Raw genomic sequence first — 26,185 nt, 5'->3', positions numbered from 1 at the left:
CTGTGGGTACAGGTAATCCTGTGGGAGTCACTGTTGTGGTGAAGTTTTTGTAGGTTAAGTAAGATATTTCCACCTTGAACTCGGTGAGACTGGATATGAAATTTATATCATACTCCCCACTTGAATTGGTGGTTCCAGATGTTATCACTGCATTGTTTGTTGGATTCTTGATGGTTATTATCGCCCCAATGGCTGGTGTGGTATTTTCTTTAATTACACCATAAATTCGGGGATCATCATCCAGAGAACCAATATCGCTGTTTGATTGGTCAGAATTACTCTGCAGGATTGTGTTACCGTCCAGTGCACCTCCCTGTGAATCTTCTGCTGCTACCGTTCCTGATAGCGCCAATGCGAAAACAAAGCATGATGTTACTAGAATCATTATGTGTGTCACTTGTTTTCTCATACTTTTTCACCTCCTTTTTCTTTTTGAAATAAAAATTCAATAACAAATTGTTAATAATTATATTTATATATATAGTATTACTAATTTATCAAAAATCTGTAAATTGTAATAATTAAATTAAATATAATACTAAAAACAGGATTTCAGGCAATTTATTATTACCAAAAAAAATCAGAACCCAACTCAACATGCTTCATGACTTTTCCAAAAAAAGATCTGACAGGTTAAGGGGAAAGAATTAAAAAAAAACAATTCAAAAAAAAAAAGAAAAAAAGGATTTAACCCAAAAAAGAAAAGGGGAAAAGGTTATTTTACCTCACACGGAAGTATCCAAACCCAATCAGGCCTACTAACACAATAACACCTATGATTGCGGCTGCTGGTAAACCAGAATCAGATGTTCCGGAATTACCCTGCTGGGAAACCTCATAAGCCTTGGCCTGTCCCTGGTCACCAGGAGTGGTACTCTCTTGAGACTGAGATTGCTCTCCGACCTCTCCAGCCACACCACTACTCTGTGATGATGACCTGGAAGTTGAACCCGCAGACTGTGGTGCACTAGAAGCCTCACTTTGAGGTTGTGAAGGTGTTGGACTGGGAGCAAAACCGGGGTTTCCAGTTGCCTTATAAAGCTGGGCATTTAGCTTTGATAAAATATCTGGATTCACATACTGTGAAGCCCATTCTATCATGGCAATATTACCACAGCTACAGTCACAACATGCCACACCATGAGCAGCAATTAGCTGAGCCCATTTATTGGCCACTAAGTTAAGTGTAGCCTGATCAGCCTGCCAGTAACCCTTATGGGCTGCAGTCAGAAGTGTTCCTGTGATACTGATCATGGCAAAGACCCGGTTACCACTGGAAAGCCAATTATTCACACCAAGATTATACTGATCTTTGATGTAAGTATTGGTTACTTCATCCCACATCCAATCATGGACTAGGTGTGGAGTGGTCACCTGCCATCCCCAGAGATAGGAGACGAATTTATTGGATATGTACCTTGCTCCACTGTATCCTTCATTCATCATTCCTTTGATCCATTCAGGATTGTAGTACCTGCTTCTCATTTCCTGTGCCATGAACTGTTGTAGTGACATGACCTGCGGATTAGCTGGATTTGCATAGTATAACACGTTTAAGGCTGGTGCTTTTCCATTATTGACCTTTTCAATAGCCATTGAAAGTCCACCGAAGTAGTCATAGTAGTCATCGTTGTCAATGACTCCGTAAAGGTTTGTACTTCTACTGTGATATGCTACATTGATTCCCTTAAGCAGGTCTTCGAAGAGCTTCTGATTGGAGACACCCCACCCAGTGTTGGAGTATGAATGACTCATTCTCCTCAGGTAGACATCTGCCAGTTCTTCACGATTATCCCATGTCCATGCTTCTTCTACTCCGTGATTGACTCCAGCACCATAGTCCCCTACAGGAGGTGCGAAAATTCTGGTTATCGCTGTATCCCCATCATAGCCACTTTTTACAAGACTTATCCAGTCTGAAGCAACGTAATTTTTGCTGATGGGATCTTTTAAATCGTATGCTTTAAGTAGAAGATCAAGTGTTTTTGCCTGCGGATATTTTCCTGTTATAAGAGGATCAATTGCCTTTTTAAGCTCTACTTCTAACTCCGGATATTTTTCGAGTATCGTTGAGTAAGATGATACCAGAGCAACCCTATAGGAAACATCCATTTTAGAGGCAAGGTTGGGGAAAAGGTCGCGGAAAAGACCACTGGTTGTGGTAACCACATCAATTCTTGGTCTTTCAGTTAGTGGTGTAAGACCCATGCTTGCCCTGACCTTGTTGAGATCCGTTAATAGCTCAGTTAATGGTGTTGGTATGATGTTGGATAATTTACCTCCACCCAGCCAGGTTTTATCATCAAGTTTGGGTTGAACTCCCAGCATTCTTAGAACAAATGATACCATTGTACCATCATCCCTGGCTGTCTCCACACACCAAACAACAGCGGCTATTTTCTGAGGAATTGTATCCAGTTGAGCTAATGCCATGTCTGCGAGCCTTTTACCAAGATCCCATGCGGTTGATGTTGGTAAAGTATTGTCATCCTGTGCATAGAAGTTTTTACCTGTTGGTAAAGCGTATGGCGCTTTTACTGGATCGCCACCTTTAGCTGGGGTAATGTAATGTCCAGAAAGTGCCTCAACAAGTGCATCCATCTCTGAGGTGAAACTGTCGTTTATGTTCTTCCCATAAACAAGGGCAGTTTCAAGTTTTGTTCTTAGACTTGCTTTCAATGACTGATCATTGATGTTTTGAATTATATCATCGATACTGTTACCACTCAATAGATCTTTGATCATCTCTATGGCCTGATCATTCACAATCTCTGCCTGTCCAAGGGTTAAATTATCGAAGTCCCATCCATTGAGTTTGCTGATTAGTCTCTGTAATGAAGGATCTTTAGAACTATCTGGTGAGAGCATTGAAGCTACTAGAAGGGCTGTTTCATTAAGGCTCCAGGGCTTACCAAATGTAGATAATCCATAAGGCATCAGAGTTTGCTCCAGACTGAGAAGATAATCATGGATTTTGTCAATATCGGCATCAGTGATGTTCTGAGGATCATTTAATCCAATGTCAGTTCCAAGATGGAGTTCAATAACTTTTTCCTTGATTTTGGTTGCGTATTCCTGTTTCATGGGATTTCCATCTGGTGTTCTTTCATAATTATCAACCAGTCCTGAAAGTTCTTGAAGTCCTCCATAGAGATGTGTAGTCATCATGGGTGGTGTTAAATGGTCTATCATTACTGCGAGACCTCTTCTTTTAGCCTGTAATCCTTCACCAACACCGTCCATTATGTAGATGTATATTGATGGTGTGTTAGCTATGCAGATATCAGGGTAGTCAAAGTCTGCCAGTGCATATTGTTTCCTTGGAGTCCACTCGTAAGTGGCGTGTCTTCCGATGTGTACCTGTGCATTGGCCTTGTACACTGTGTTCACCCATGCATACCAAGCAAGATAACAGTGGGGTGGTGGAACAATGGTACTGTGATAGAAATTTGATGCATCAGCCTCCCAGCCACGTTGTGGCTCTGGACCTATGAATAGATTTCCAAATAGCATTCCCGGGATCACTATGTACTGTTTACCATTTTTGGTCACTGTCATTACATTTCCAGGTAATTCACCCCAACCAGTCATTCCAGACATATTCAGGGTACGGAATGCATTCTTTGCTTCATAGAAAGAATTCCAAGCACTTGTTGGGTCCTGGTTTGCTGAAACATTTTCTAAAACTGTTTTAAGAGCATCTCTCATTTTATTGATTTGCAATATTGCACTTGCTGATTTTTCAGGGTATGTGTTGGCATTAGAAACCATTTCTTGAGCCCATTTATCTAGGGATTTGATCATCTCATCTTTTACTCTAGGATCTCCTTTTTTAATGTATTCTACTGCAAGTTTTGTGAGTTCTTCAATGTATCCTGATGGTCCTTCTACCATCTCTTTTTGTGCTATGGGATCGAGTGTTTTGAACCATTTTTCGTACTCTTCAACGGGCCAGAGTATGGTGTTAGGGTTATTGGCCAGAGCTTCAAGTTCACCTGGTGCCCAGTTTGCAACATTTATTCCCCGTTCCAGCATTAAGCTTATGAGTGCATCGGCATTGTCTGGGATCTCACCTACATTGTAGCCTTCATTTTTCAGTCTTTTTAATATTTCAACAATGCTTTCTGGTACGTTGAGATAACTGGCACCAATGTTCTGTTTTCCTGGTGGGTAATTGTAGTATACCATTGCTATTTTTTTAGCAATGTTTGGCAACTTACTTAACAGGCACCAGTTATATGCTCGGTCAGTGAGTTTTTCAATTCTTTCAGGTATGCTAACGGTAATATCCCATTGCGCACCTGTTTCCGAATCTTTGCCAATCTCACCAACACCAATTGCTATAGGTTCTATCATTCCCTGCATTTCTGGTTGAGCCATCTGCCAGTATACTGACACCCAGCTGAAACCTTCATCAGAAACCATCCACTGACCTTCTGTTCTATAAGTGGAAGATGTGATCATTGCCTTTAGAACTGGAATGTCAGAATAATCAAAGAACCTGTTTACCTGAACTGAAGATGTTGTAGAACCTGTGGTAAATGTAAGAAGATCTATCATCACATGGGCATTAACTGGATACTTTTTAGGATCTGCTTCGTATTGTACCACATTTTTAGCATCTGTTAAAAATTTAACCATTGCAGAGTAGATATTTGCAGGTTGTAACTGGCTAATTTTAACATTTTTTACTTTATTACCCTGTGAATCTAGTATGTCTATTTCATAGATTATCGCTGTAGTATCGGAAACAACACCACATATATCATTTTTTTCATCCTCGGTGTAGTTACCAATTCCTTTTTTGGCAGTTATGTTTACTGTTTGTCCCTCCGAGCATAAAGTTTTAGCAAGGTCCAGTATTGCTGTGTCATTGAGTTTTAATGAAGCTGACCAGGTTCCCACTACTGGAATTACATTCATTCCTTTGGAAACCAGTTTGTCAATGATTTGTTGGAAAGCAGCTTCATAAGTCACTTCTCCGGTACTGCCCACGTATGTTAAAACCGCCACTGTTGGTTTACTGGAGTCTAGGGGGTATTTGGCAAAGTATTGTTCCTTGGTGTATCTTTGACCATCTCTGTAAAGGAATTCTTGTGAGAGAATTGCACCTTTTTCAACAGGCTTTGGAGCCCATTTGGAAGGCCAGATTGCACCTTTTATTTCTGTAAATTTCTGCAATGCCCATTTAAACTGGTTTTCAAGGTTTTCACTACCTCCTCCTGCAAAATAAACAGCGCAGTCTATCCAATCATGCAGTGCAGTATTTAGAGGATATTTTTGTTTGTAACTGAGCAGTGTGTCTACATCACCATCATGGCATGCACCAATTAGCGTTCCTGGTTTATTGTATGCGCCTAGGTCACTATCAGTAACTCCAGTGAATACTTGGGTTCCATTTATTCTACATAGTTTTAAAAGTGAAGGTTCACTTTCGAACACGAAGAATAATTTATTTTGTATGATTTCAGGGTTATTCACTATCACAGATTCGAATCCATTGGTTTTCAGTTGGGTTCCCCACTCAGCTAGTATTATATCTGAGCTATTGATGAGATTTTTTAGCTCTTCTGCGGTCATGTTTCCAATTTGAGAAGTGGATCTAATCTGAAATTTCACCAGTCCTGGGTATTCAGAATTAGTCTCATTCATCAGCGTCTTTGCCACCTCATTATATGATTTAACCGCAGTAGAAGAACCTATTACAAGAATTTGTGGATCCACCAATGTTGAATTGGAAGACTGTGTGTCTGCTGAATTTAAATAGTTTCCGCCAGGATCACCTTCTGTTGTTTCTTCTGCTGCCACCGTGCTGGCAAGAGATAATGCGAAAACAAGACATGCTGTTACTAGAATCATTTTGTGTGTCGCTTGTTTTCTCATACTTTTTCACCTCCTTTTATGTTTAATTAATTTAATTGTATTAGTCAAAATTAATGTGGAGTAATACCACATATATGTTTTATGTTATTACTAAATCAACAGAATTACAAATAATTGTAATAACTAATTAAAAAGTAATACCAAATTTATATTGTTAAAAGGTATTTGTAATAAAAAATCATGGAAGAGAATAAATTAAAACCAACTAAGAGAAACCCATAAAAAATACTACGCAAAAGCATTATTGGACAAATATGACCCTATTAAGGACTTTTCGAGGACATATAGGCGATTAAGGTCGCTGAAAACCGAAATTAATGCCCTTTGTGGATTATAAGTATGCCCAAGTAGTGAAGGAACTAGAAGGGTGGAAAATCGTTAATATTAAAAAAAAAACATTATATAGGGTCGTAAAAAAGATTTGAGCAATTTATTATCTCTAAGTCTTACATAGAACGAGAGAATTTGACTCATAGGATAAGATAACAACAGATTAACAAAAAAAAAACATTGAGTATAAAAAAAAGATGAATGGCTCCAAATCACACCATATTATAAATGTCCAAATATAACTTCGTAAGAACACATGATTCCATAAAAAAACCTTTTAAAACTCATTTTAAACGTTAATATGGATAAAATATCAAAAAAGAACTCCAATGATGTCTGCAGAAATTATAGACCACCTCTGGACCCTGGAAGAATCCCTAACAGCACCATACTCCGGGAAATCAACACATAAAAGGGTCAGACCAAATTTTAATCAATCAAAATTTTTAGAGGTTTTTAGAAATTCCCATAATTTATTATCTATTTTCAAAATAAACTTGTTGAGTAGTTAAATAGATTTTTAGGGCTGTCCAATAGTTCAAAATCAAGAAAAAAATAAGGACAAATAAAACTTTGAATTGCAGAATAAGAAAAATTTCAGTTATCAGAATCATATATATTGGACAACCCTAAAAAAAACTGGAAACCAAAATGGAAAAAATTAAAAAAAACAATATATTTTGTAAATAATCTAATTGAATATCATTTTGCAACAGAATCAAGATACAACTCATATTTAGGGCGATAAAGTTCATATTCCTTGGATGTCTCAATTGCAACATCATAAAGCATATCTTCATCCTTTACATGAATCACTTTACCTTCTCGAATAATGCGGGGCCTTATGTATATGGGCAGATCCTGAAAAACTTGAACATCAACCACATCATAGTAAGAATATTCTATCCGCTTATCTAAACCTTTTCCAACTTTATCTGGGAATAAAACCAGACATAAATCCACATCGCGGGCTTCTTCCCCCCGAGCATAACTACCATAGATTATTACAGCCAGAATATCCTGATCCTTTTCCATCAAATGTTGAAGTTTGCCTAAGATGGCCTCTACTTTTTCAACATCAATCATCTCTAATTTCTCCTAAGAAAGTCTATGACAGCTTCTTTAAATTCGACTATATCACCCAGATCGCGAGTAAGAATTTCATAAACCCGTTCGTCATCGATTCTAGAGTATCCATGTAACAATACATTCCTAAAACCCTTCATTTTCCTGAGTTTCATAACTAAATCCGGATTTAAAACTGTTCCACTAATTTTATCCAGGAAATCTTCCTCCTGGTAAGGTAAACCCAACCTCATCTCCTTAACAAGCATAGCCGAAACATCCATAACCGCCTCTATGGTTATCTGAATCAATCTTTCCAACGCCCTCCTCGTTACCCTGTCTGGAGAATACTCTCCAGATGAAGAAGGAATAATGTCTTCTATCTCCTGAAGGTACTATCTATCTCATCTAGCTTGATGTATATTCTCTCTTTATCCATAAAATATTCTCCAAGACAATACTTATTATTATGAATTTAGAGCAAATATAATAATTGTATTTCAATATGTGTTTTGTTAATTTGGTTTAAAATGCTTTTGATTAAACATAGCCTAATTGAATATTGAATAATATGAGAAAAACTTGTTAATCTTGATTTGAACATATTCTACTACTTTGAAACAAATTTTTGAATAAATACAAATTGCTTTAAAAAAAGTATATAAAAAAAAGAAAGAATAAAAAATATTTTTAAACATGGTGTCTGATTTGATATGGAAATTTATGAATTGTTTGGACATGATTTCACACATCAATTCTTATCCGAATGTCTTTAATAAAAGTACAATCGAAAAATCTCCATATATCATAATAGGGTCTTAAGAATCGAAATATTTATCAATTATGGGATATAATATTTTATTGGGTGATAAAAATGAATATCCCTCTAAATCCTGATTCAAAAGACCCTATTTGGACCTTGTTCGGCAAAGTAATTAAACTTATCGATAGTAGAACATTTCAGCAAGAATTAGCTCGAAACGGGCTGCAAAGCATTAAAAGATATCAAACTATGCTGAAGATAGTTTTACTAGCTTCATATTTTAATTTAGAAGTTTCACATGTTTACTTTGAGGTGAAAAACCGTGAAAAACTCCGTAAATTCTTAATATTGACGACTTGTTAACATTAAAACAGGTGAGAGAGGTTTATTCACGAAAAAATGAAGAAAAATACTTGGAACTCGCATTAAAAACATTAAATAAACTAGAATTCAAAAAAATACGCGACATAAAAACTGTTTTAATTGATTCAACCCCTTTAATCATTGATTTGAAATTTAATGGAAAATACATTTCAAAGCAAACATGCCTTGATAAAGACTACAAAAGAGGCTTTTCAACCTCAAAAGGCCACTACGCAGGCTTCAAGATGACATTAGCAGTCGAATACGAAACATTAAGACCACTAGCAATACTAATTCATCCTGGTTCACCTCATGATACTAAAATATTCGATGAAATAATGCATGAACTAAAAAGAAGAAGATTAATAAGAAAAGGACAACTAATACTAGCAGATAAAGGATTTTACAGTACATGTAATTACTTAAACGGTATAAACAAATACAAAATTGTTCCTTTAATATTTCCAAAGAAAAAACCAACTCTAGAAGTGTTAAAAGACAAAATAACCAACCCATTAGATTATTTTGACTATAGAAATAAGTCCGGAGCAATATACAAGAAATTAAGAGAACGATTATTCGAATTACTCCCCAAATGGGAGGATTTTCGAAGAACAAGATGGAAAATCGAAAAAGTATTCCAATTCCTCAAAGAAAAATTAGGATTAGGCCATATACACGCCTATACCAAACGCTCAGTCTATAAAAAAGCCTACCTAAATGTACTTTTACTAGGAATAATAATATCCTACGGCCAAAACGAAATCCAAGAAATCTACGCCTTGGAAAACTTCACATAAAACAGACACCCTATTTTTAAAGTAACGACATTTCCATTTTCATGACTTTTCTATTGAGAATTTGTCTTACTGACTGTACTAGTAAGTTTGACGTGTTGCACACCCTTAAGGCTTTTTATTTTTTCGGTTAAGTCCCGTAAATACTTCACATCACCCCTCACTACGATAATCTCCTGGCAGTACTCTTGCCCTATGTCGGTACGCATAACTGCAGTTATTTGTTTTCTAAAATCGTGCTGGATCTCGGCAAGGTCATTCAGGACGCCTGTGTAATGGTATTTAAAAACCACTGCTATAGTCCCGGTTCTTTCCCCTTCCATCTCATTCATCCACTGATAACGTAGAATGTAATCCTCCAGAGCGTCCCGGATTCCCTTAGATCTTGAATTATAACCTCTATCATGCAAAATTGCATCAAATTCTTCAAGCAACTTTCTGGGTAAAGACATACTAATTCTCATCAACTTTAACTCCCTCCTGAATTAATCAAATTGACATATTTTAGATGATAACCGTATTTCAATAACCTATTTTATTATATTTTAATACATCTTTTTATCTGATTTTTTTATCTGATACTATTGGATTCTATTGGCAATTGTATTCTAATCAACAAATCATCTCCACAAACAAATCCGACCATAAAACGAACAAACTCCCCATGTTCATACAAAACTTGCATCGACTATTATTTCTATTTTTTATTATTTTTTTAAGTTTATAAACATTTCCCCAATAAATGTTGCAGATGATTAGTACCAGTAAAAACCCTGAAATATTTCTCAAAATAATTTTTCATAATCTCCTAATAATATTAAATATTCAAGCAAAAATATTCCCATAATTAAAAATTATCCTTGATAAATGTAAAGAACAAATTAAAAAGTGATTAGAGGACTAAAATAAGTAAAAAAAGAATTGAAAGACGAGATAGTTTTAAATCACCCAAAGGAGGAAAAATGATCAAATTATGGGTTAAACCATTTTCCTCTTCATCCACACTGCACCAATTCCCAGACCAAAAACCAGTCCAATTAAAAGACCAGATAAAAGGGGTGTTAAGAAACCTGCACTGGTTGCTCCGGCTATGTTTAACTTGGTTAAACCCTGCTGGATGGAATTCTTGTTGGCAGAAGCTATGACTATCCTCCCGGATACTTCCGGGTGCTGGTTGATGAATTTTTGTACTGTGTCAGTGTAGGCCACTGCCAGGATCTTCTGATTCGGATTGGTGAGAGTGCTTTCCAGTTCATGGGCCACATCATCGGCTGATGCAAACTTATAAACCGTAACATTGACTCCCATCTCGTCCACCACGGATCTGGCCAGTTTACCTGTGGAGTTATCTGCTATGATAAATGCCGATTGATTGGTGGTTACATGTACCCCATGGGCACTCACAGGAACCACAAAGGCAGCGATTATCAGGATGAAAATACCCAGGTTTATACCACTTGACTTTAAATCTATCATCTTTAAACATCCTCTAAATTTTTTCTATGTTTGCCATTTCCGGTTTTAGTTTGAACACGGATAGGATGATGAAAATGTTGATAATGCCTTCTATTACACCTACAAAGAGATAAAAGGGCACCAGGGTGGCCAGTAATACTTCCAGGGTGGCCACACCGGCAATGATTAATATTATAATCTGTGCGATGGTGGCCATGATTATTCCCATAAAGGTTCCCGAGAATACGCTCAGCCGGTCATCAAGTTCTGCGGTGAATTTGTAGAAGTAATATGTTGAAAAGCTCATCACTATTCCCATGGTCACTACATTAGCCCCTAGAGATGTTATACCTCCCATTCCCAGGAATAAAAACTGTACTATAAAACATAAGAAGGCTACTGTAACCCCACTCAGTGGTCCGAGCAAAATTACCACAAGGGGTATTATAAACAGGTGTATGGGTACTCCGAAGGGTGAGGGTATGGATATGGAAGAAGCAGCGATAGTCACTGCGGCCAGGATGGCAGTGTTGACCATAATCTTTTCCTTTTCCTCGGTTTTTGAAAGTTTGTACAAATATAATCCCAGTACAGCAAGGGTTAATATCCAGTAGATTGCAGCCTGCCATAATGGTAGCAGGCCATCAGGTAAATGCAAATTAATAACCTCCATTAATATTTTTTTGACAAATCTGATTCTGATAGTTCATTAAACATTATTAAAACTAATTAAACTTTAAAAAATGTTATTAGTCATTTTTTCCTTTTCAAACAAAAAAAATAAGGAAATAAAACAATTTTTTAAAATCTGTCAATAATTCTTATCTCTCAAATAGTCTAACTTGTAGATTTCGTAGAGTACCGCCTTCTTTATATGGGAAAGACATGCCAATCAAACCAGTAACCACCATTAAACCAATCATGGCAATTGGTCCTCCTGGAGAGCTGCTTGAAGATCCGGAAGTGTCAGTAGCATCCTCAGGGGTGCTTACAGCCTGATTTGCAGTGTTATCCGTTGAACTGTCTTGACTGTTACTTTTGTCAGTTGTGCCTGTCTCGCCAGATGTTTTTGCTCCGGATGTGCTGCTTGCAGATTTGGAACTGCTACTGGTGGAAGTGTAACCCGAGGAACTTGAGATTGAACTTCCAGATGAGGTGCTTGAACTGGTGTCAGTGGTGGTAGTTCCACTGGAGCCCGTGCCTGTACCAGTGCCACTACCAGTTCCAGGGTCTGATGGCTCTTCTATGGGAGTTCCATGCCCGGGATGTGCTGTAACAGCACCAATGGAAACTATTGATAAGACAATTACAAATATTAGAAGGATTCCGTTTCTTTTCATGTTTTTAATAACATCATCCCCTTTCATTTTATGAACAACTTCACAACTATGTAAAAAAATAAGTAGTAATATACTATATATGATTTGTGTTATTACTATTGAGCTTTAATCTTTAAAAAAAGTAATATTAACGGGAACCTTAAGCTCTTGAATTCACTAATATTATGACCATCCAAAGGATGAAAATAAACTAATTCAAGATAAACAATCTAATAACCAATTCCATGTTAATACCACCCATTATCCATATTAAAGTTTTTCAATAAAATCTATTTAAAAAATAAAACCATTACATCCACAATACAATAAAATAGTAGGTTATCGAAGGTTTCAGAATTTTTTTTAAGACCACAACTCGTATATAAAACTCGTAATAATATATTGAAGTATTATTATTTCAAAAAAATTATTATATTATATGAAATTTCAATATCTGTTCTTAATAAGTTAAAATTAATAATAAATTATATAAGTCCTCTAAATGATTATAAAAAATAGATTATTCAACTAATAAAAATCATACTTTAATCAGTTAAATAATTAAATATATACCAGTCAAGTTAAGGAATATTTGTCTACAACCATTTAAGCCCTCCAGATGTTTTATACAAATGGAGTTTTCAGGGATCTGATAACAACCACCTTAAGATGATAGCAGGAGTTCAGATCCCTGATTAATGTCATTGGGAAAATGATCTACCTTATGAAAAAATATATAACCTGCTTTTTGAAAATAATCTGATAATAAAGTTTTTTCTATTAAATGATGCCCCCTGAATACTTTGATAAATTATTGCAATAACACTCTATTCCGACCAAAAAGTAATAATAAAAAATAAATAGAAAGTCTTAAATAGGAGTTGTTCCAATCCAGTCATTGTACGAATAACACCAGATAAAGTATTAATAGAGGGGTTCAAAAAGGTGTTTTTGTATTAATGATGAACTTGCCAATTTCCTCCTGCAAGACGTCTTCAGTGGAGATCACTGGTGATCTCTACTGGATTTGGTATACGGGGCATCAAAAATCCTTAAAATAATCCGCTCAAATGTATCATACCCCCCTCTGATGCCCCTTATATACTCATCTAGGCTAATTTTCCAAAAATTATAAAAAAAATATATTTCCTTAGGTGTAAAAAAAATGCGAAATAAATCAATTGAAAAAATAACGGTTATGGAAGAATTGGAAAAAATTGAAAAAAAGCTCAATGAAGGATCCCACATTGCTTGGGCAAACTTTCCTTACAGTGAATCTAACCTGGCCGTGATTAGAAGCACATTAAAGGATTTAGGATTGTGCCATGAAAATCTTCGTATAAGCTTTGATGAGAATGATATCTTCATTGAAAAGGATAATTTTTTGGTTAATGAAGAAGAAACATTGAATTATAAAGAAAAAGCCGGAAATATTTCTAATTAATTAATTTCTTTTAAATATTTTTTTGTTCATTGGAAACCCTTTAATTCATAAAATTCTACCTTATCAACCATACCATAGCATTCTAATCATTTTAAAACCTAATTATTTTATTCCTTTTTTCATAAAAAATTTCTCATTTTTAAAACACTTACATTCCACCTTATCAAATTCTCATTTTTTTATTACTGATAACCCTCAAAACCATTACCTCAGTAATACTAATATAAATATATTTATTTGTAACAATTTATTAATATTCATAAAAAGGGGGAGATAATGTGTTTAGTAACCTTAAAACCAGAATACTGGCAGTTATTTTTTGCCGTGCATACTCATAGCCATTGATGGATCTACAGTATATCCTATTTTAGAGGAAATACAGGAGGTTTTCAGTTAACAAAAGTAGATTGATATGGAATAAAATACACCATTAAAGAAATTTGGGCATTTGAAGATAACTTCATGGAATAGTGATTTAAACAACACCCCCCAAAAAGAAGAAGTAAAAAAATGATGGTTTTGGAGGAAAATCTTTCTTGAGTAACTTTCTAATTCCTTGAATAATCATCAAAGCAGGGAATGCACACCACAGCACCCTTTTCCACTCTTGCCCTATGCTCTGCCACCAGCTCTCCACATTTGGCACATCTAACTGAACGGAAAAGGCGGGCTTCCCCGGGTATGTCTATTTCCACTTTTTCAATTTTAAATAATTCTTCGGCTGGCAACTCCATGATCTTTTGGGTAACCAGGTCCTTCTGTTTTTCAAAGTTCTTTTTATCATCCAGAGTGGCTGAATCTGAAAACGCCTTATCCCGAGCTTTATCAAAATCAGATCCTATTTCATCCAGCCCTTTCTTTAAAGATAATCTTATTGCTTCCCCTGTATCCCGGTTTAAGAAGGTGTATACATGTTTTCCATGATCCCTGAATATTAAATTTCCTTTCCCAAAGGTACAGCCAGTTAAAACCTGTATGGCATCCACACTGCAACTATCATTCTCCACGATGGCCAGGAATTCCTCGTCTGCGGCTCGCGGTGATCCAAGCTCGTTTATAGCGATTTCACCAGCCCGATATCCTATGGCGGTTCCAGGACATACATGTCCATGAAATTTGGTTACTTCCGAAAAAGGAATCATATTTTTTGATTTTTCCATATTTTCACCTGCATACAAAAATATTGTTAAATTTCATATTTACGGTTAAGATGTAGTTTCAATTATCAGTCTTATTCTATTGATAGTTAAAATTATAGTTTCAATAAAAGAAGTTTCAAAAAAAGAGTAAAATTATAGTCGAATTGTTTCGGTTAGTATCAAGAATTAGTTTGAGTTGTTAGCTTCATCAACATATACCCGGATTTTACATGAATTAAAATAATTTCTTTATATTCATATTATTCTAGTGTTGATTAGTCCGATTCTAGGGGTTGATTAGTCCATGGTTCCAGAACAATGGCAGGGCACGAAGTATTCTCAGGACAATCCCCACAGCTTCTGGGATGACGATAACACCCTGCCTGATTTAGAATGTGATAAGTATTTTTTAATCCATTTTTAAGTGATGAATCCCTAATCAGATTTCCAGGATAGTATCCAGAGTAATCAACATTGTTAAGCCCTATTTTTTGACATTCCTTCACCAGTTTCTGCATGTAATCCCGGGTTGGTGCAGGATGGTAGTAGAGCATGAAGTGGGGTCTGAAACCCACCAACCGGTAGGGAATATCCGGATCAATTTCCTGGATAAAACTGGCTATTTTTGGTATCTCCCCATCATTTATTCCAGGGATGACCACCGTGCGGAACACTCGGATCTTTTCAAGATTTTCAGAAGCCAACCACCGGGCATTTTCAAGTACTGGTTTGCTGGGAGCGCCGGTGATTGCCTGGTGCAGTTCCATTTCCAGTGCCTTGATTTCAAAATTGATGTATGAAGATATTCTAGCCAGGCGCTTCATGGTATGATGGGTGCAGAATCCATTGGTGGCCAGTCCCACCTCCAGATCTGGAATTTGTTCCCTCATATTGATAACCACTTCCTCCAGGTAAGGGGTGTGGATGGATGGCTCTCCCCCAGTGAAGCTGAGTTTTTTCACACCCATTTTCTGGGCGAAACTTGTTTGAAATCCTTCTAAAGCTTCCTGTGCCAGTTCATGAGGTTTGACATGTCCCCTGTAGATCCAGCCAGAGTCTGGGTACTGGGACAGGCGGTAAGCATTACAGTAAATACATTTAAATGAACAGCCAGGTAGTGTTACTGCAAATGTTTTCAAAACCTGTGTTAGTCCTGTGTAAGCAATCTCAGGCTTTAAAACGCGACATACTCCTCTTTCACCCCTAAGACGGTTCACTCCACATTTCCAGGGGCAAAGCTGGCATTTTTCTAAATCCTTCAAGTATCCGTGATTATCCATGAAATTAATTTTTCAAACCTATCCAACAATCTTTACCAAACAACCCCCCTCAAACTACCTTCCTGATTAAAACTGAGGTGTTGTTAACCTTGCCTGAGGGGAGGATCATAACCTCTTTATGGAAACCCCGGGTGGCTCTTTCTGTGACTGGAGAATAAAGAATGGCCCTCATACCGGTGTAAGTACGGTAGATTACAGGGGTGACAGTGTCCACTATATCCCACAAGTTGGCAAATACCCTCTCTTTAGGTTCTGCCAGGGCAGCTACCATTACCACGGTGTAGTCAATTTCCTTCAAGACTGTTTCATCCCCTTCAACAACCCTGATCTGGGATTCCAGTCCCAGTTTCTTTATAACCTGGCGGGAGAGTTCTGCCACCTCAGGCATTATCTCCACACTCACTCCCTGGGCTTGGAACAATTTGTTGAGAAGAATTAGTGTCAGGGGAAGTGGTCCTCCACCAATAAACACCACCTTTTGTTGGGGGGTGAATTTCACCAGCTGGTTTTCATTCTTTATGAGTCCCTGGTATCGGTCATAGAAATGGAATGATTTCAGGGTGGCCCAGGGGTCATCTGACTCAAGTATTTCCCGGGCATTTTCTGTTTCCAACCTGGCCCCCAGACCTACGTAGAACTTTCTGATTAACTGGAGGGCTTCATTCATCTTTTCATCATCCAGGATATGCTTGGCAGAGTCAAAATCTATCTCCTGATCATGGGCAATGACCTCCACAGAATCCAGGAGGGGTATGATTTCATCCAGGGGCATCTCATTCAATTCTACATCCCCATATTTTTTCAGGGCATGTGCTATTGATTTTATTTGTTCCCAGTATTTGTAACAACTCATTATAAATCTCCACTAAGGTGATAAACATCATTTTTGTCATTAAAACTATTTTAAAATCGTTGATAATTGATTTTTAGGAAAATATGCGAAAATTGATAAACGATCCATTTTTTTAATGTTGGGTAGGGGTGCGAGTATCACTATAACTTATTATTGGTTTTAATCCATTTAACTGATGCGGAAATTTTATATATCTCTTTTTATTTCTTTTTTAATATAAAGAACCTAGTAAGTATTACTATTTGGCCTTTAAACCCCTTGAAAGTATTAAAAGATGAAAATGAACTAAATGGGAGAACTATCCATGGACTATTTCAGAATAAATGAGCTGCAAAAAGCTGATGATTTACAGATTAATGTTAAAAATTTCCTTTTTAACATGATCCGAGATGAATTTGGTTATGGATTTATCCCCGAATACCATCAGGATATAAAAAAAATGGGAAGATATTACCTTGATCCTGAGAGAAACACTTTTTTCCTGGCTATACATCAGGATACTGGAAGAATCATTGGCACCATAGGTGTAAGGGCTTATGATAAGGATTTTCCACTTTTTAGGGACATTTACAATTCTGAGACTACTGCCAGCTTATGGAGAGTTTTTGTGGATAAAAAGTGGCGTAGGAATGGAGTTGCATCATCTTTAGTTCGTCGGGCAGAGGATTTCTGCCGGGTTAAAGGTTACGATAAGATTTACCTCCACACCCAAAAGACTGTTAAGGGTTCCCTTGATTTTTGGATTTCAAATGGTTACCAGATAGTAGATGATACTGGAAACCAGCTTCAAACTGTTCATATGGAAAAGAAATTGTACCATTTCACTCCTGTCTGTGATGAAGATGAAGTGCTCATTTTCCAAGGATAAGATATGGTTCCTGGGTCGTAGTTACCAGGAATACATGTCTATGTTCAATTTAACTCCTGAATTTCTTGAAAATAAAACAATTCTGGATTGTGCTGCCGGGGCAAGTTCTTTCACCCCATCCCTGGGAAAGCAGGGATATGACATAATTGCCATTGATCCCCTTTATGGGATGGACCACCAGAGAGTTAGAGAAAGAACCATTGATGATTTTAACACTCTGATCCAGGCCCACAGTAGAATGGATCACAAAGTGGATTGGGGTTTCTTTCAAAACTCCAAGAAAATGGTTGAAGAGAGAATGCTGGCTTGCAGGGAGTTTATTGATGATTATGAAAAATACCAGGGTTTAAGGTATGTGGAGGGTAAACTGCCCAATCTTCCCTTTAAAGATGAGCAGTTTTCACTCACTTTATGCTCCCATCTGCTATTTCTATATGATGATCGTCTGGATTACCAGTTTCACCTTGATTCTGTTGGTGAAATGCTGCGGGTGACCATGGGAGAGGTGCGCATCTACCCTCTGGTTAATCTGGAGGGAAATGGGAAGAGATCAGAATTTGTAGATATGATCAAAGAAGATATTGCACATTCAGGCAAAGTTTACATAGAAAAAGTGGATTATCGGTTCCGCAAAGGTGGGAATGAAATGATGAGGATTATAAATCTCTAATGAATCTTGATTAATTCCATATATTAAGCATTATTTTGAGAGAAAAATCAATTGGAAAAAAATTAAATATATTTATCAAATTTTATTATAATTTATGAATAACGAGGTGGTTTAGTGCATATTCCTGATGGTTTTATACCCCTGTGGCAGTGCGCAATATACACAATTTTGATGTTTTTAGCCTGGGCTTTCACCATCAAATGGGTTGTTGAATGCTTAATTAAGCTTGAAAAAGAAAAAACGAACATTAGGAAGATTTTCACCTATCTAATCTTTGTAGTTTTTGCCTTACCATTATTTGTTTTTTTCATAGAAGCAGTTAACATCCCTGTTCCCTTTGGAACCAGCATTCAACTCCTTGGAGCTGCCCTGGTAGCCATAATACTTCGAAGCCCCTGGGGAGCAGTCCTGGTTATGACACCAGTGTTAATAGTACAGGGTTTGATATTTGGAGATGGAGGTTTAACAACTTTAGGGGCAAATCTTATTAATATAGGAGTCATAGGTGGTTTTACAGGTTTCTACGTCTACAAATTCGCCAAACCTTTAGGTAAGACTCCAAGGGTGGTGATTGGTGGCTTTTTGGCAGGATTAGTATCTTTAGTTGTAGTGGCCGCAGCAGTTGCCCTGGAGATGTGGATGGCAGGTACCTTTCCACTGGTAGAAGGAATTATTTCCATGACCATGACTGCAGCAGTACTTGGTATATTTGAAGGGATCATGACCATGACCGGATGTATTGTTGGAATGTTTTTAAGATCTAAGAACAAAATTATTAATAAAAATAATTTATGAAATATTATTTAGACAAAAATGAACCCTTTTTAATAGATTAAGTTTAACAAAACCAAATATTAAATATCCAGAAACTATTATAGGGTATAAAAAACCTCATTTTTTTAAAAAAAAATCTATAAACTGTTAAAAAAAATTGATGTAAACCAATGTTATTACTATAAAGACTTTAAAATTAGAAATAGTAATACTTATGGAAAAGCTTATAATATGTTTGTTGGCAATTATAATAAACATGGATAAAGGCTTTTTCCAAGTATTATCAGACAAATCTCAAATCAGGAAAATGATCAATACTTAAAAAAGCTTTAAATTAAAAAAAAATTCGGAGGTAAACAATGCATATACCAGATGGTTTTTTAGGTTGGACCTGGCCAATTTACTGGATCATTGCCATTATAGCTATTGGATATTCACTGAAATGGGCTAGGGAAAACCTGGATGAAAGAAACGTACCGCTTTTGGCTGTTTTAGCTGCAGGTATATTTGCCATACAAGCACTGAACATACCCATACCATGGGGAACCAGTGGACACATGGTTGGTGCAGCATTGATAGCGATTTTATTCGTCAGCCCCTGGGCAGCAGTGCTGGTTTTATCCATAGTACTCATACTGCAAGGGTTAATATTCGGAGACGGTGGAATGACTGCTCTCGGAGCAAACATCGTTAATATGGGAGTTATAGGTGGTTTTGTAGGATTCTATGCTTACAAGGCACTGAAAGGAATTGGAAGGATACCGGCAATTTTCATTGCGGCATGGGCTTCAATATTCCTGGCGGCAATTGCATGTGCCATTGAAATGGCTATAGCAGGTACATTCCCCCTGGTTGAAGGACTGATCTTCATGGGACTTTATCATGCTGTGATAGGATGTATTGAAGGTGTTATCACCGTAGTGGTAATTCTGGGTATTGACAGTGTAAGGCCGGATCTGGTACCAGCATGGGTAAGTGGCAAAAAACAGGAGGTGGTAGAATGAGCACCGCAAATCGTAACCTATTAATAGGTGGTCTAGCTATCGCCCTGATCATCGCCATTATAGCTCCTTTCCTGGCCTCAAGCAACCCAGACGGACTGGAAAGTACAGCAGAAAGTCTGGAAGTTCCAGAATCTGAACCAGTAATGCAATCCCCCCTACCAGACTACGCCATACCTGGAATGGAGGAGAATCCACTGGGTGGAGTTATTGCTTTAGTGGTTGGTACTATACTGGTACTCTTAGTGGCGCTGGGACTGGCTAAAGTTCTTGCCAAAAAGAATGGAAATGAAAAGGAATAACTAGACAAGAAGAGCTTTTATAAGCTCTTAATTTACTTTTTTAGGAAAAGAATTATAGTTTTTATATAATAAAATAAGCTATATTTACACTGAGAGATTTTATGAAGGGATTAGCTGAAATCGATAGAGAAGCCCGGAAAGAAAGCTTCATGAACAATTTAGATGGTAGAATAAAACTCATATCTGCCATGTTAATCATTATATATGCCGTTACTAGCACTAATCTCATAATTTTGGCTCTAATGGAAGTTTACCTTTTATTTCTCATTTCATTATCCAATGTATCCCCTAAATATGCTTTGAAGCGTATAGCTCTGGTCATCCCCTTCGGAGGGTTTGTGGCCATGATTCAGCCTTTCTTCCAGCCAGGGAATGTTATCTGGACGGGCCCATATGGCCTTTTACATATTACTGATTATGGATTATTCTTCGGAACCTTACTCCTCTTCAGAGTTACGGTTTCAGTTACTTCCATTGTATTTTTATCCTCATCCACTTCCATGCAGGATCTGGTGGCCTCTGCCCAGAAACTAGGAGTACCCTACCAGTTAGCCATGCTCCTGAACCTCACCGTGCGCTACCTATTCTTTTTCTATGACCAACTGATGAACATCTTAAATGCCCAGTCAACCCGTTGCTTTGACATCTTCAACAAGAAAACCCCCTATAAATGGAGGTTGAAGAAGGTGGGTGAAACCATAACCATGATGTTCATCCGGGCCTTTGAACAGGGAGAAACTGTATATATAAGTATGGTGTGTCGGGGATATTCAGAAAACACGCGTATTTACAAGGCTAAAAGTAAAATAGATTATAAAGACTATACACTACTATCAATTACCATAATTTTCATAATTTCCCTGCAATATCTTACCATGTTTAAATTTTAAGAATATAATTCTAGAATCCTATAATATGTCCTTAATAATAAATCTGAACCATGAATGTTTTATTAACTGAGGGATAGTAGATGCCCAGACCAATTATACAAACTGAAAACATGTGTTTCACCTATCCAGATGGAACCGTTGCACTAAATAATATAAACCTGGAAATAATGGAGGGAGAAAGAGCTGCCATTATAGGCTCCAATGGGGCTGGTAAATCAACCTTATTTTCCCATTTTAACGGGATTTTAAGACCCACTTCTGGTTTGATAAAAATAGATGGAAAACCTGCCAGTTACAAAAAGAATGATCTGATTAAAATCCGGCAGAAAGTGGGTATGGTGTTCCAGAACCCGGATGATCAGCTTTTCTCACCCACTGTGGAAGAGGATGTGGCCTTTGGACCAATGAATTTGGGACTTTCTGATGAAGAGGTGGAAAAGAGAGTTGAAGAATCATTATCTGCAGTGGGAATGCTAGAAGAACGTGGAAAAGCCCCCCACCATTTGAGTGGGGGTCAGAAGAAGAGAGTGGCCATTGCCGGTATACTGGCCATGCAACCGGATATCATGGTACTGGATGAACCCACCACTGGCCTGGACCCCCGTGGAGTGGAACAGGTAATGGAAATCCTTTATGACTTGAATCAGAAAGGTATGAGTATTATCATTTCCTCCCATGATGTGGAGATGGTAATTGAATTCGCAAATAAGATCTTCGTGCTGCATGAAGGTGAAATCATACAACAGGGCACCCCTGCAGACATATTTAATGACCCGGAAACAATTAAAAGAGCTCATCTAAAAATACCTAAAGCTGCGGCTCTCCTGCACCGTCTAAAAACTAATGGTATGAATATAAGGGTTAAGTTAACTGTGGAAGAAGCATATCATGAGATCCTTCACGCTGTAGGGGTAGAAACCTACCATAATCTCTTACACTTGGTTCATGAAAACTGCCAACATAGATTACTGCATACTCTTGGTGAAGAAAAGTATCATCAAATGTTACACATTCTGGAAGAAGAAAGCGAGAATATGCGATCAGGGAAAAAATAGATTTTTATTTGTTTATATTAATATCCTATCCTTCGTCACCATTATTCCACTTCTGCATCCATCTCCACCACCAGATTCCTTAACTCTTTTATTTTCTCTTCATCTGCCTCCCAGTATCCGCGTCGTTCAGTTTCAAGCAATGTTTCTCCCATTTTCACCGCAGCATAAGGATTGTTTTCTTGTATTCTTTTCCTCATCTTTTCATCAAATAAGAGTTTGTCAGCGGCTTCATCGAATAACCAATTTTCAACCTGTCCAGTGGTGGCTGCGAATCCCAGGAGGTATTCCAGGCTGTTCTGTATCTTCTGTGCCCCGTGGAATTCATGGTTAAGCATCCCATCAACCCAGGCCGGGTTTAACAGTCGAGTGCGACTGGCTCTCTGGATGGTCTGGGATAATCCTTCCACCCTCACTTCCTCTTCAGTGGAGTCCACCACCATTATATCTGCCTTTTCACCCCGCTTACTTTCTATGGTTCTGGCCAGTCCACCTAAAAATTCGTAGTAATGGTCCAGGTCGGTTACCTCGTATTCTGTGTTGTCCCTTTCCTGGGTGACCAGGTCCACCTGTGAAATGGCACGGTTGAATGCCTCTGCGCTCTCGGTGATGGTTCCTTCCTGGTAGGCGTATTGCATGCTTTCCTGGTAGTTTTCCACCAGTTCTTCTTCCTCCTCCCAGTTCCCATTCTCCACCCGGGTGCGCATGCTGGTGGCGTACTCTGTGGGTGCTGGTCCGAAGATACGGGCCATAGCCAGATCACCCAGCTTTTCAGAATCCTCAAGGTAATGTTTACGTGGATAATTATCTTCCGGGGATTCTTCCAGTCGGGTTACCCTGCGAACTGCCCGGTTGATAAAGTCAATATGGGTGGCCAGAGTATCCCTGAATATACCGCATATAGTAATAGTTACATCGATTCTGGGCCTTCCCAGTTCTTCTAAAGGTATCACCTCTATGTTCTTAAACCAGGCCCCTTTCTGGTGTTTGATACGCATTCCCAATAGAGCCAGGATGGTGGCGATGGTGTCTCCTCCGGTTTTAAGGGTTTCAAAACCCCACAATACTATTCCCACCCTCTCTGGATAAGTACCATGTTCTTCCAGGTAAGATTTTATTAAGAGTTCTGCTGCCATCTGCCCCCGGCTTTCAGCAGCCACTGTAGGTATCTGCCGGGGATCAAAGGCATACATGGCCCTCCCCGTGGGATACACATCTGGATCCCGGATAGGATCCCCTCCACGGCAGGGTGTGATGTATCGCCCTTCAAGAGCCTTTAATAAACCCTGAGATTCCTGGGAACCATCTATATTGGCGATTATTCCCTGCACATATTCCACATACCCGTCGGGAAGATGGGGAAGGATATTTCCTTTAGTCTGAGGTTCTCCTTTACCTGAGGCGTTCTCTTCTAAGGTGTCTTCTAACCTGGAACTTACCTTGCTTAATGAATTTTCTTTAATTAATGATTTAATGACTATTTTTGCCTCATCTTCAAGTTGGGACTCATTTATCCTAGTTTGTTGTGTTTTTTCTGTCTCATCTTCTTCAATAGCCTCAGCAACCAGTTTCAATATGGACGGATATTGGCGTTCTATTCTTAAAACTCCTAGAAGATAGTCTGTAAGTTGTTCCTGGTTAGGTTTATAATCTAAGACGTGCAGGCCATGAGGTATTAGTCTTTTTTTCATTCGGTAGAGTTCCTTTGAGATTTCATCCGCACTTAGGGGCAGGTGGAGTTTTTCAGCCATCTCTTCTATTATTTTAAGGGTTTTCTCATCTTTATTTTCCTGGTACTGGTTTAGGAGTTCTTCCAGGTTCAGGTAATCCTCATATAGTCCTGAGCTCTTCATGGGTGGTGATGCATGGGATATGCATTGGGCATAGGATCTCCTCTTGGCTATAGTAGATTCTGAGGTGTTTCCCACCCAGTAATAGTAGATGTGGGGTAGTGTTCCGATTAGCAGGTCAGGGAAGCAGGATGATGATAGTCCCACCTGTTTTCCTGGAGTGAATTCCAGGGTTCCGTGCATCCCGAAGTGAAGGAGTGCATCAGCCCCATAGACATGTTCCAGATAATAGTAGTATGCCAAGTATTGGTGGTGTGGTGGTAATTCCTTATCATGGTAGGCATCTTCCGGGTTTTCATGCACTCCCCGGCTGGGCTGCACCCCTAAGAAAATGTTGCCCAGATTTATTCCAGGTAGGATGATTCTATCGCCCTCTACCATAATATCTCCTGGGGGTTCACCCCAATGATTTTTTACCATTACCTGAACATCTTCAGGGAGTTTTAAGAACCATGATATGTATTCATCCTTCCGGATCTTTATCCCGGTTTTCTGGTGATATTTGGGGCTGTTTAAGATTCCTTCTTTCAGGAATAAATCCTTGAGTTTCTCATCAGGCAGATCAAAGTGGTAGCCATTCTCCTGGAGTTGCTTTAGGAATATCTCCATACTGGCAAACACATCCAGGTATCCGGATCCTGCCAGGTTCTCCTCACCAGGGGGGTAATTATAGGTGAGTATGGCTATTTTTTTATCTTTATTTTCTTTCTTCCTGAGACTCAGCCATTTGCGGATCCTTTGCGCCTGTTTTTCCATCCGGTCCGGGAGGACTTTGATGATCTTCACCCGGCCCATTTCCGGATCCTGGATGGTTTCCAGGCCTGCAGTGAATAATGGTTCAATGGCACCATCCAGCTCAGGCATGGTCACTCCCAGAATAATTTCCAGGGGACTGAGATCATGCTCACCAGACTGCCATTGATGCACATCAGTCTCGTATCCACGGAGGCTCAGGAGGTAGGGAACATCCACTTTCTGGAAGAATTTCAGAGTGGGTTCTGGACTTCCACCCATGGGTCCTCCGTTGATCTGGAAGTACTGCAAGTTCACGAAAAGATCGATATCTTTAAGGTACTCGTTGATGGCAGTGATGTTCTTTTCCACATGGGAGAAAACCACCAGGACATTGGCATCCCCTCTGAGGTGTTCGAAGAGTGCATCTGCCAGAGGTCGGGTGTCATCAAAGTGCATCCCCCCGTAAAACAGCACACCCACCGTGGGCAGTTCATCATCGAATCTTATTCTCCTTTTATATTCCTCCATATCCTGGTAGATGCCCTGATAAGGAAGGTATAAACCGTAGAGGGGTTGTTCTATGGCGGGAGGAATCTCTCCCAGACCTTCAACACCAGCAAAATTTTTTAAAAGGAATAATATGAAATTTTTAAGGTTTTCTGAGTCATTCTGCCCATAGTATTCCAGGGACTGGAGCCATAGTTCCATATCTTGGCGGACTTCATCTTCCAGTAGTTCATCCATCTTTCCTGGCAATTCATCCTGCTTCTGGTAGCGGATAATATGATCCAGATCCATGTCGTGGGCTTGGAAGGTTTTTATGACTTCCTGACCATTAAAATTACCCATTTTGGTCATGGCCAGGATCTGGGGACTGCCCCACACCGTTACCACCACGGTTTTATCTTTACCATCCAGGAGCTTAGGTAATTCTCTGGCTAGACGAATATCTCCCCGGATGTCAACCAGGATAATGTCCGATTGTTTGATGCTTTTTTCAATATCCTCCAGGGAGATGGTGGGATCCTCGTATTCTTCCAGGTAGACCTTTCTTATTTTTACCAGTTCTCCATGTTCCTTTTTAATTTTCTCCACTGCATCCTTCAGTGATAGAGTGTTGTTAATGGTGGTTAGAGCCAGAATCTTTTTCATATAGTATACCTCTAATTTTCCATTTAATCCATAACTTCAGAATATTAATTTGAATTAAATTAACCTTGATTCATCTCAATCATTCATTTAAATCTTTTTATATTCTAATAAATCCCCGATTTCTACCTTTGATAGTCAAATTATCCTTTCAATTTTTAATAAAACCTTTATAATAACTTACATGTTTGATTTAATCCATT

Annotated in this window: 20 protein-coding genes; 9 read left to right on the top strand and 11 right to left on the bottom strand. The window is 38.3% G+C overall.

What is annotated here, in order from left to right; translation table 11 throughout:
• Positions 1 to 720 precede the first annotated feature (720 nt).
• From HVN35_06230 to HVN35_06220, 3 genes are all read right to left on the bottom strand, one after another.
• Positions 721 to 5,883: a cobaltochelatase subunit CobN gene (locus tag HVN35_06230; protein NYB52136.1), complete on the bottom strand. Its 5,163-nt coding sequence runs from the start codon at positions 5,881 to 5,883 to the stop codon at positions 721 to 723.
• Between the two features lie 1,032 nt (positions 5,884 to 6,915).
• The gene (locus tag HVN35_06225) at positions 6,916 to 7,299 is read right to left on the bottom strand and encodes a nucleotidyltransferase domain-containing protein (GenBank protein ID NYB52135.1); all 384 of its coding nucleotides are present in this window, start codon (positions 7,297 to 7,299) and stop codon (positions 6,916 to 6,918) included.
• Positions 7,300 to 7,301: 2 nt separating this feature from the next.
• Positions 7,302 to 7,661, bottom strand: coding sequence for a DUF86 domain-containing protein (locus HVN35_06220; GenBank protein ID NYB52134.1), 360 nt, complete (start codon positions 7,659 to 7,661; stop codon positions 7,302 to 7,304).
• A 793-nt stretch (positions 7,662 to 8,454) separates the two neighbouring features.
• On the opposite strand from HVN35_06220, the gene HVN35_06215 reads away from it, so the two are divergent.
• Positions 8,455 to 9,204, top strand: coding sequence for a transposase (locus HVN35_06215; GenBank protein ID NYB52133.1), 750 nt, complete (start codon positions 8,455 to 8,457; stop codon positions 9,202 to 9,204).
• 50 nt (positions 9,205 to 9,254) lie between these two features.
• Here HVN35_06215 and nikR read toward each other — a convergent pair whose 3' ends face one another.
• The 4 genes from nikR to HVN35_06195 all read right to left on the bottom strand — a co-directional run bounded on the left by nikR (position 9,255) and on the right by HVN35_06195 (position 12,023).
• On the bottom strand, positions 9,255 to 9,665 hold the full coding sequence (nikR, locus tag HVN35_06210; GenBank protein NYB52132.1) for a nickel-responsive transcriptional regulator NikR: 411 nt from the start codon (positions 9,663 to 9,665) through the stop codon (positions 9,255 to 9,257).
• Between the two features lie 514 nt (positions 9,666 to 10,179).
• Positions 10,180 to 10,677: a hypothetical protein gene (locus HVN35_06205; protein NYB52131.1), complete on the bottom strand. Its 498-nt coding sequence runs from the start codon at positions 10,675 to 10,677 to the stop codon at positions 10,180 to 10,182.
• A gap of 13 nt (positions 10,678 to 10,690) precedes the next feature.
• Positions 10,691 to 11,314, bottom strand: a complete 624-nt coding sequence (locus HVN35_06200; protein ID NYB52130.1) for an energy-coupling factor ABC transporter permease — start codon at positions 11,312 to 11,314, stop codon at positions 10,691 to 10,693.
• Between the two features lie 163 nt (positions 11,315 to 11,477).
• A complete protein-coding gene (locus HVN35_06195) occupies positions 11,478 to 12,023 on the bottom strand; it encodes a hypothetical protein (protein NYB52129.1) in 546 nt (181 codons plus the stop codon).
• Positions 12,024 to 13,140: 1,117 nt separating this feature from the next.
• Between HVN35_06195 and HVN35_06190 the strand changes: the two genes are divergently transcribed.
• Positions 13,141 to 13,419, top strand: coding sequence for a hypothetical protein (locus HVN35_06190; GenBank protein ID NYB52128.1), 279 nt, complete (start codon positions 13,141 to 13,143; stop codon positions 13,417 to 13,419).
• A 548-nt stretch (positions 13,420 to 13,967) separates the two neighbouring features.
• Here the strand turns inward: HVN35_06190 and HVN35_06185 are convergent.
• From HVN35_06185 to HVN35_06175, 3 genes are all read right to left on the bottom strand, one after another.
• On the bottom strand, positions 13,968 to 14,579 hold the full coding sequence (locus tag HVN35_06185) for a TraR/DksA C4-type zinc finger protein (GenBank protein NYB52127.1): 612 nt from the start codon (positions 14,577 to 14,579) through the stop codon (positions 13,968 to 13,970).
• A gap of 254 nt (positions 14,580 to 14,833) precedes the next feature.
• Positions 14,834 to 15,838: a radical SAM protein gene (locus HVN35_06180; GenBank protein NYB52126.1), complete on the bottom strand. Its 1,005-nt coding sequence runs from the start codon at positions 15,836 to 15,838 to the stop codon at positions 14,834 to 14,836.
• Between the two features lie 49 nt (positions 15,839 to 15,887).
• Positions 15,888 to 16,691, bottom strand: coding sequence for a methyltransferase (locus HVN35_06175; GenBank protein NYB52125.1), 804 nt, complete (start codon positions 16,689 to 16,691; stop codon positions 15,888 to 15,890).
• A gap of 304 nt (positions 16,692 to 16,995) precedes the next feature.
• Here HVN35_06175 and HVN35_06170 point away from each other — a divergent pair, with 304 nt between their 5' ends.
• The 7 genes from HVN35_06170 (at position 16,996) to HVN35_06140 (ending at position 22,251) form a co-directional block, all read left to right on the top strand.
• Positions 16,996 to 17,559 (top strand): GNAT family N-acetyltransferase, encoded by a 564-nt coding sequence (locus tag HVN35_06170; GenBank protein ID NYB52124.1) that lies wholly within the window; start codon positions 16,996 to 16,998, stop codon positions 17,557 to 17,559.
• Positions 17,534 to 18,229, top strand: coding sequence for an SAM-dependent methyltransferase (locus HVN35_06165; protein ID NYB52123.1), 696 nt, complete (start codon positions 17,534 to 17,536; stop codon positions 18,227 to 18,229). Before HVN35_06170 ends, HVN35_06165 begins: the two co-directional genes overlap by 26 nt.
• A 114-nt stretch (positions 18,230 to 18,343) precedes the next feature.
• Complete coding sequence (locus HVN35_06160) at positions 18,344 to 19,024, top strand: energy-coupling factor ABC transporter permease (protein ID NYB52122.1); 681 nt, start codon at positions 18,344 to 18,346, stop codon at positions 19,022 to 19,024.
• A 338-nt stretch (positions 19,025 to 19,362) separates the two neighbouring features.
• Positions 19,363 to 20,007: a cobalt transporter CbiM gene (gene cbiM / locus HVN35_06155; protein ID NYB52121.1), complete on the top strand. Its 645-nt coding sequence runs from the start codon at positions 19,363 to 19,365 to the stop codon at positions 20,005 to 20,007.
• On the top strand, positions 20,004 to 20,306 hold the full coding sequence (locus tag HVN35_06150) for a PDGLE domain-containing protein (GenBank protein NYB52120.1): 303 nt from the start codon (positions 20,004 to 20,006) through the stop codon (positions 20,304 to 20,306). Before cbiM ends, HVN35_06150 begins: the two co-directional genes overlap by 4 nt.
• A 101-nt stretch (positions 20,307 to 20,407) precedes the next feature.
• Positions 20,408 to 21,196, top strand: coding sequence for a cobalt ECF transporter T component CbiQ (gene cbiQ / locus HVN35_06145; GenBank protein ID NYB52119.1), 789 nt, complete (start codon positions 20,408 to 20,410; stop codon positions 21,194 to 21,196).
• Positions 21,197 to 21,276: 80 nt separating this feature from the next.
• Entirely contained in the window at positions 21,277 to 22,251 is a 975-nt protein-coding gene (locus HVN35_06140; protein ID NYB52118.1) for an ATP-binding cassette domain-containing protein, read from the top strand.
• Between the two features lie 41 nt (positions 22,252 to 22,292).
• Here HVN35_06140 and bchH read toward each other — a convergent pair whose 3' ends face one another.
• A complete protein-coding gene (gene bchH, locus HVN35_06135) occupies positions 22,293 to 25,985 on the bottom strand; it encodes a magnesium chelatase subunit H (GenBank protein NYB52117.1) in 3,693 nt (1,230 codons plus the stop codon).
• Between the last annotated feature and the right edge of the window lie 200 nt (positions 25,986 to 26,185).

The sequence above is a fragment of the Methanobacteriaceae archaeon genome (assembly GCA_013403005.1).
Taxonomy (GTDB): domain Archaea; phylum Methanobacteriota; class Methanobacteria; order Methanobacteriales; family Methanobacteriaceae; genus Methanobacterium.
Note: the sequence above shows the minus strand (reverse complement) of the source record. Positions and strands in the feature narration are given on the sequence as shown.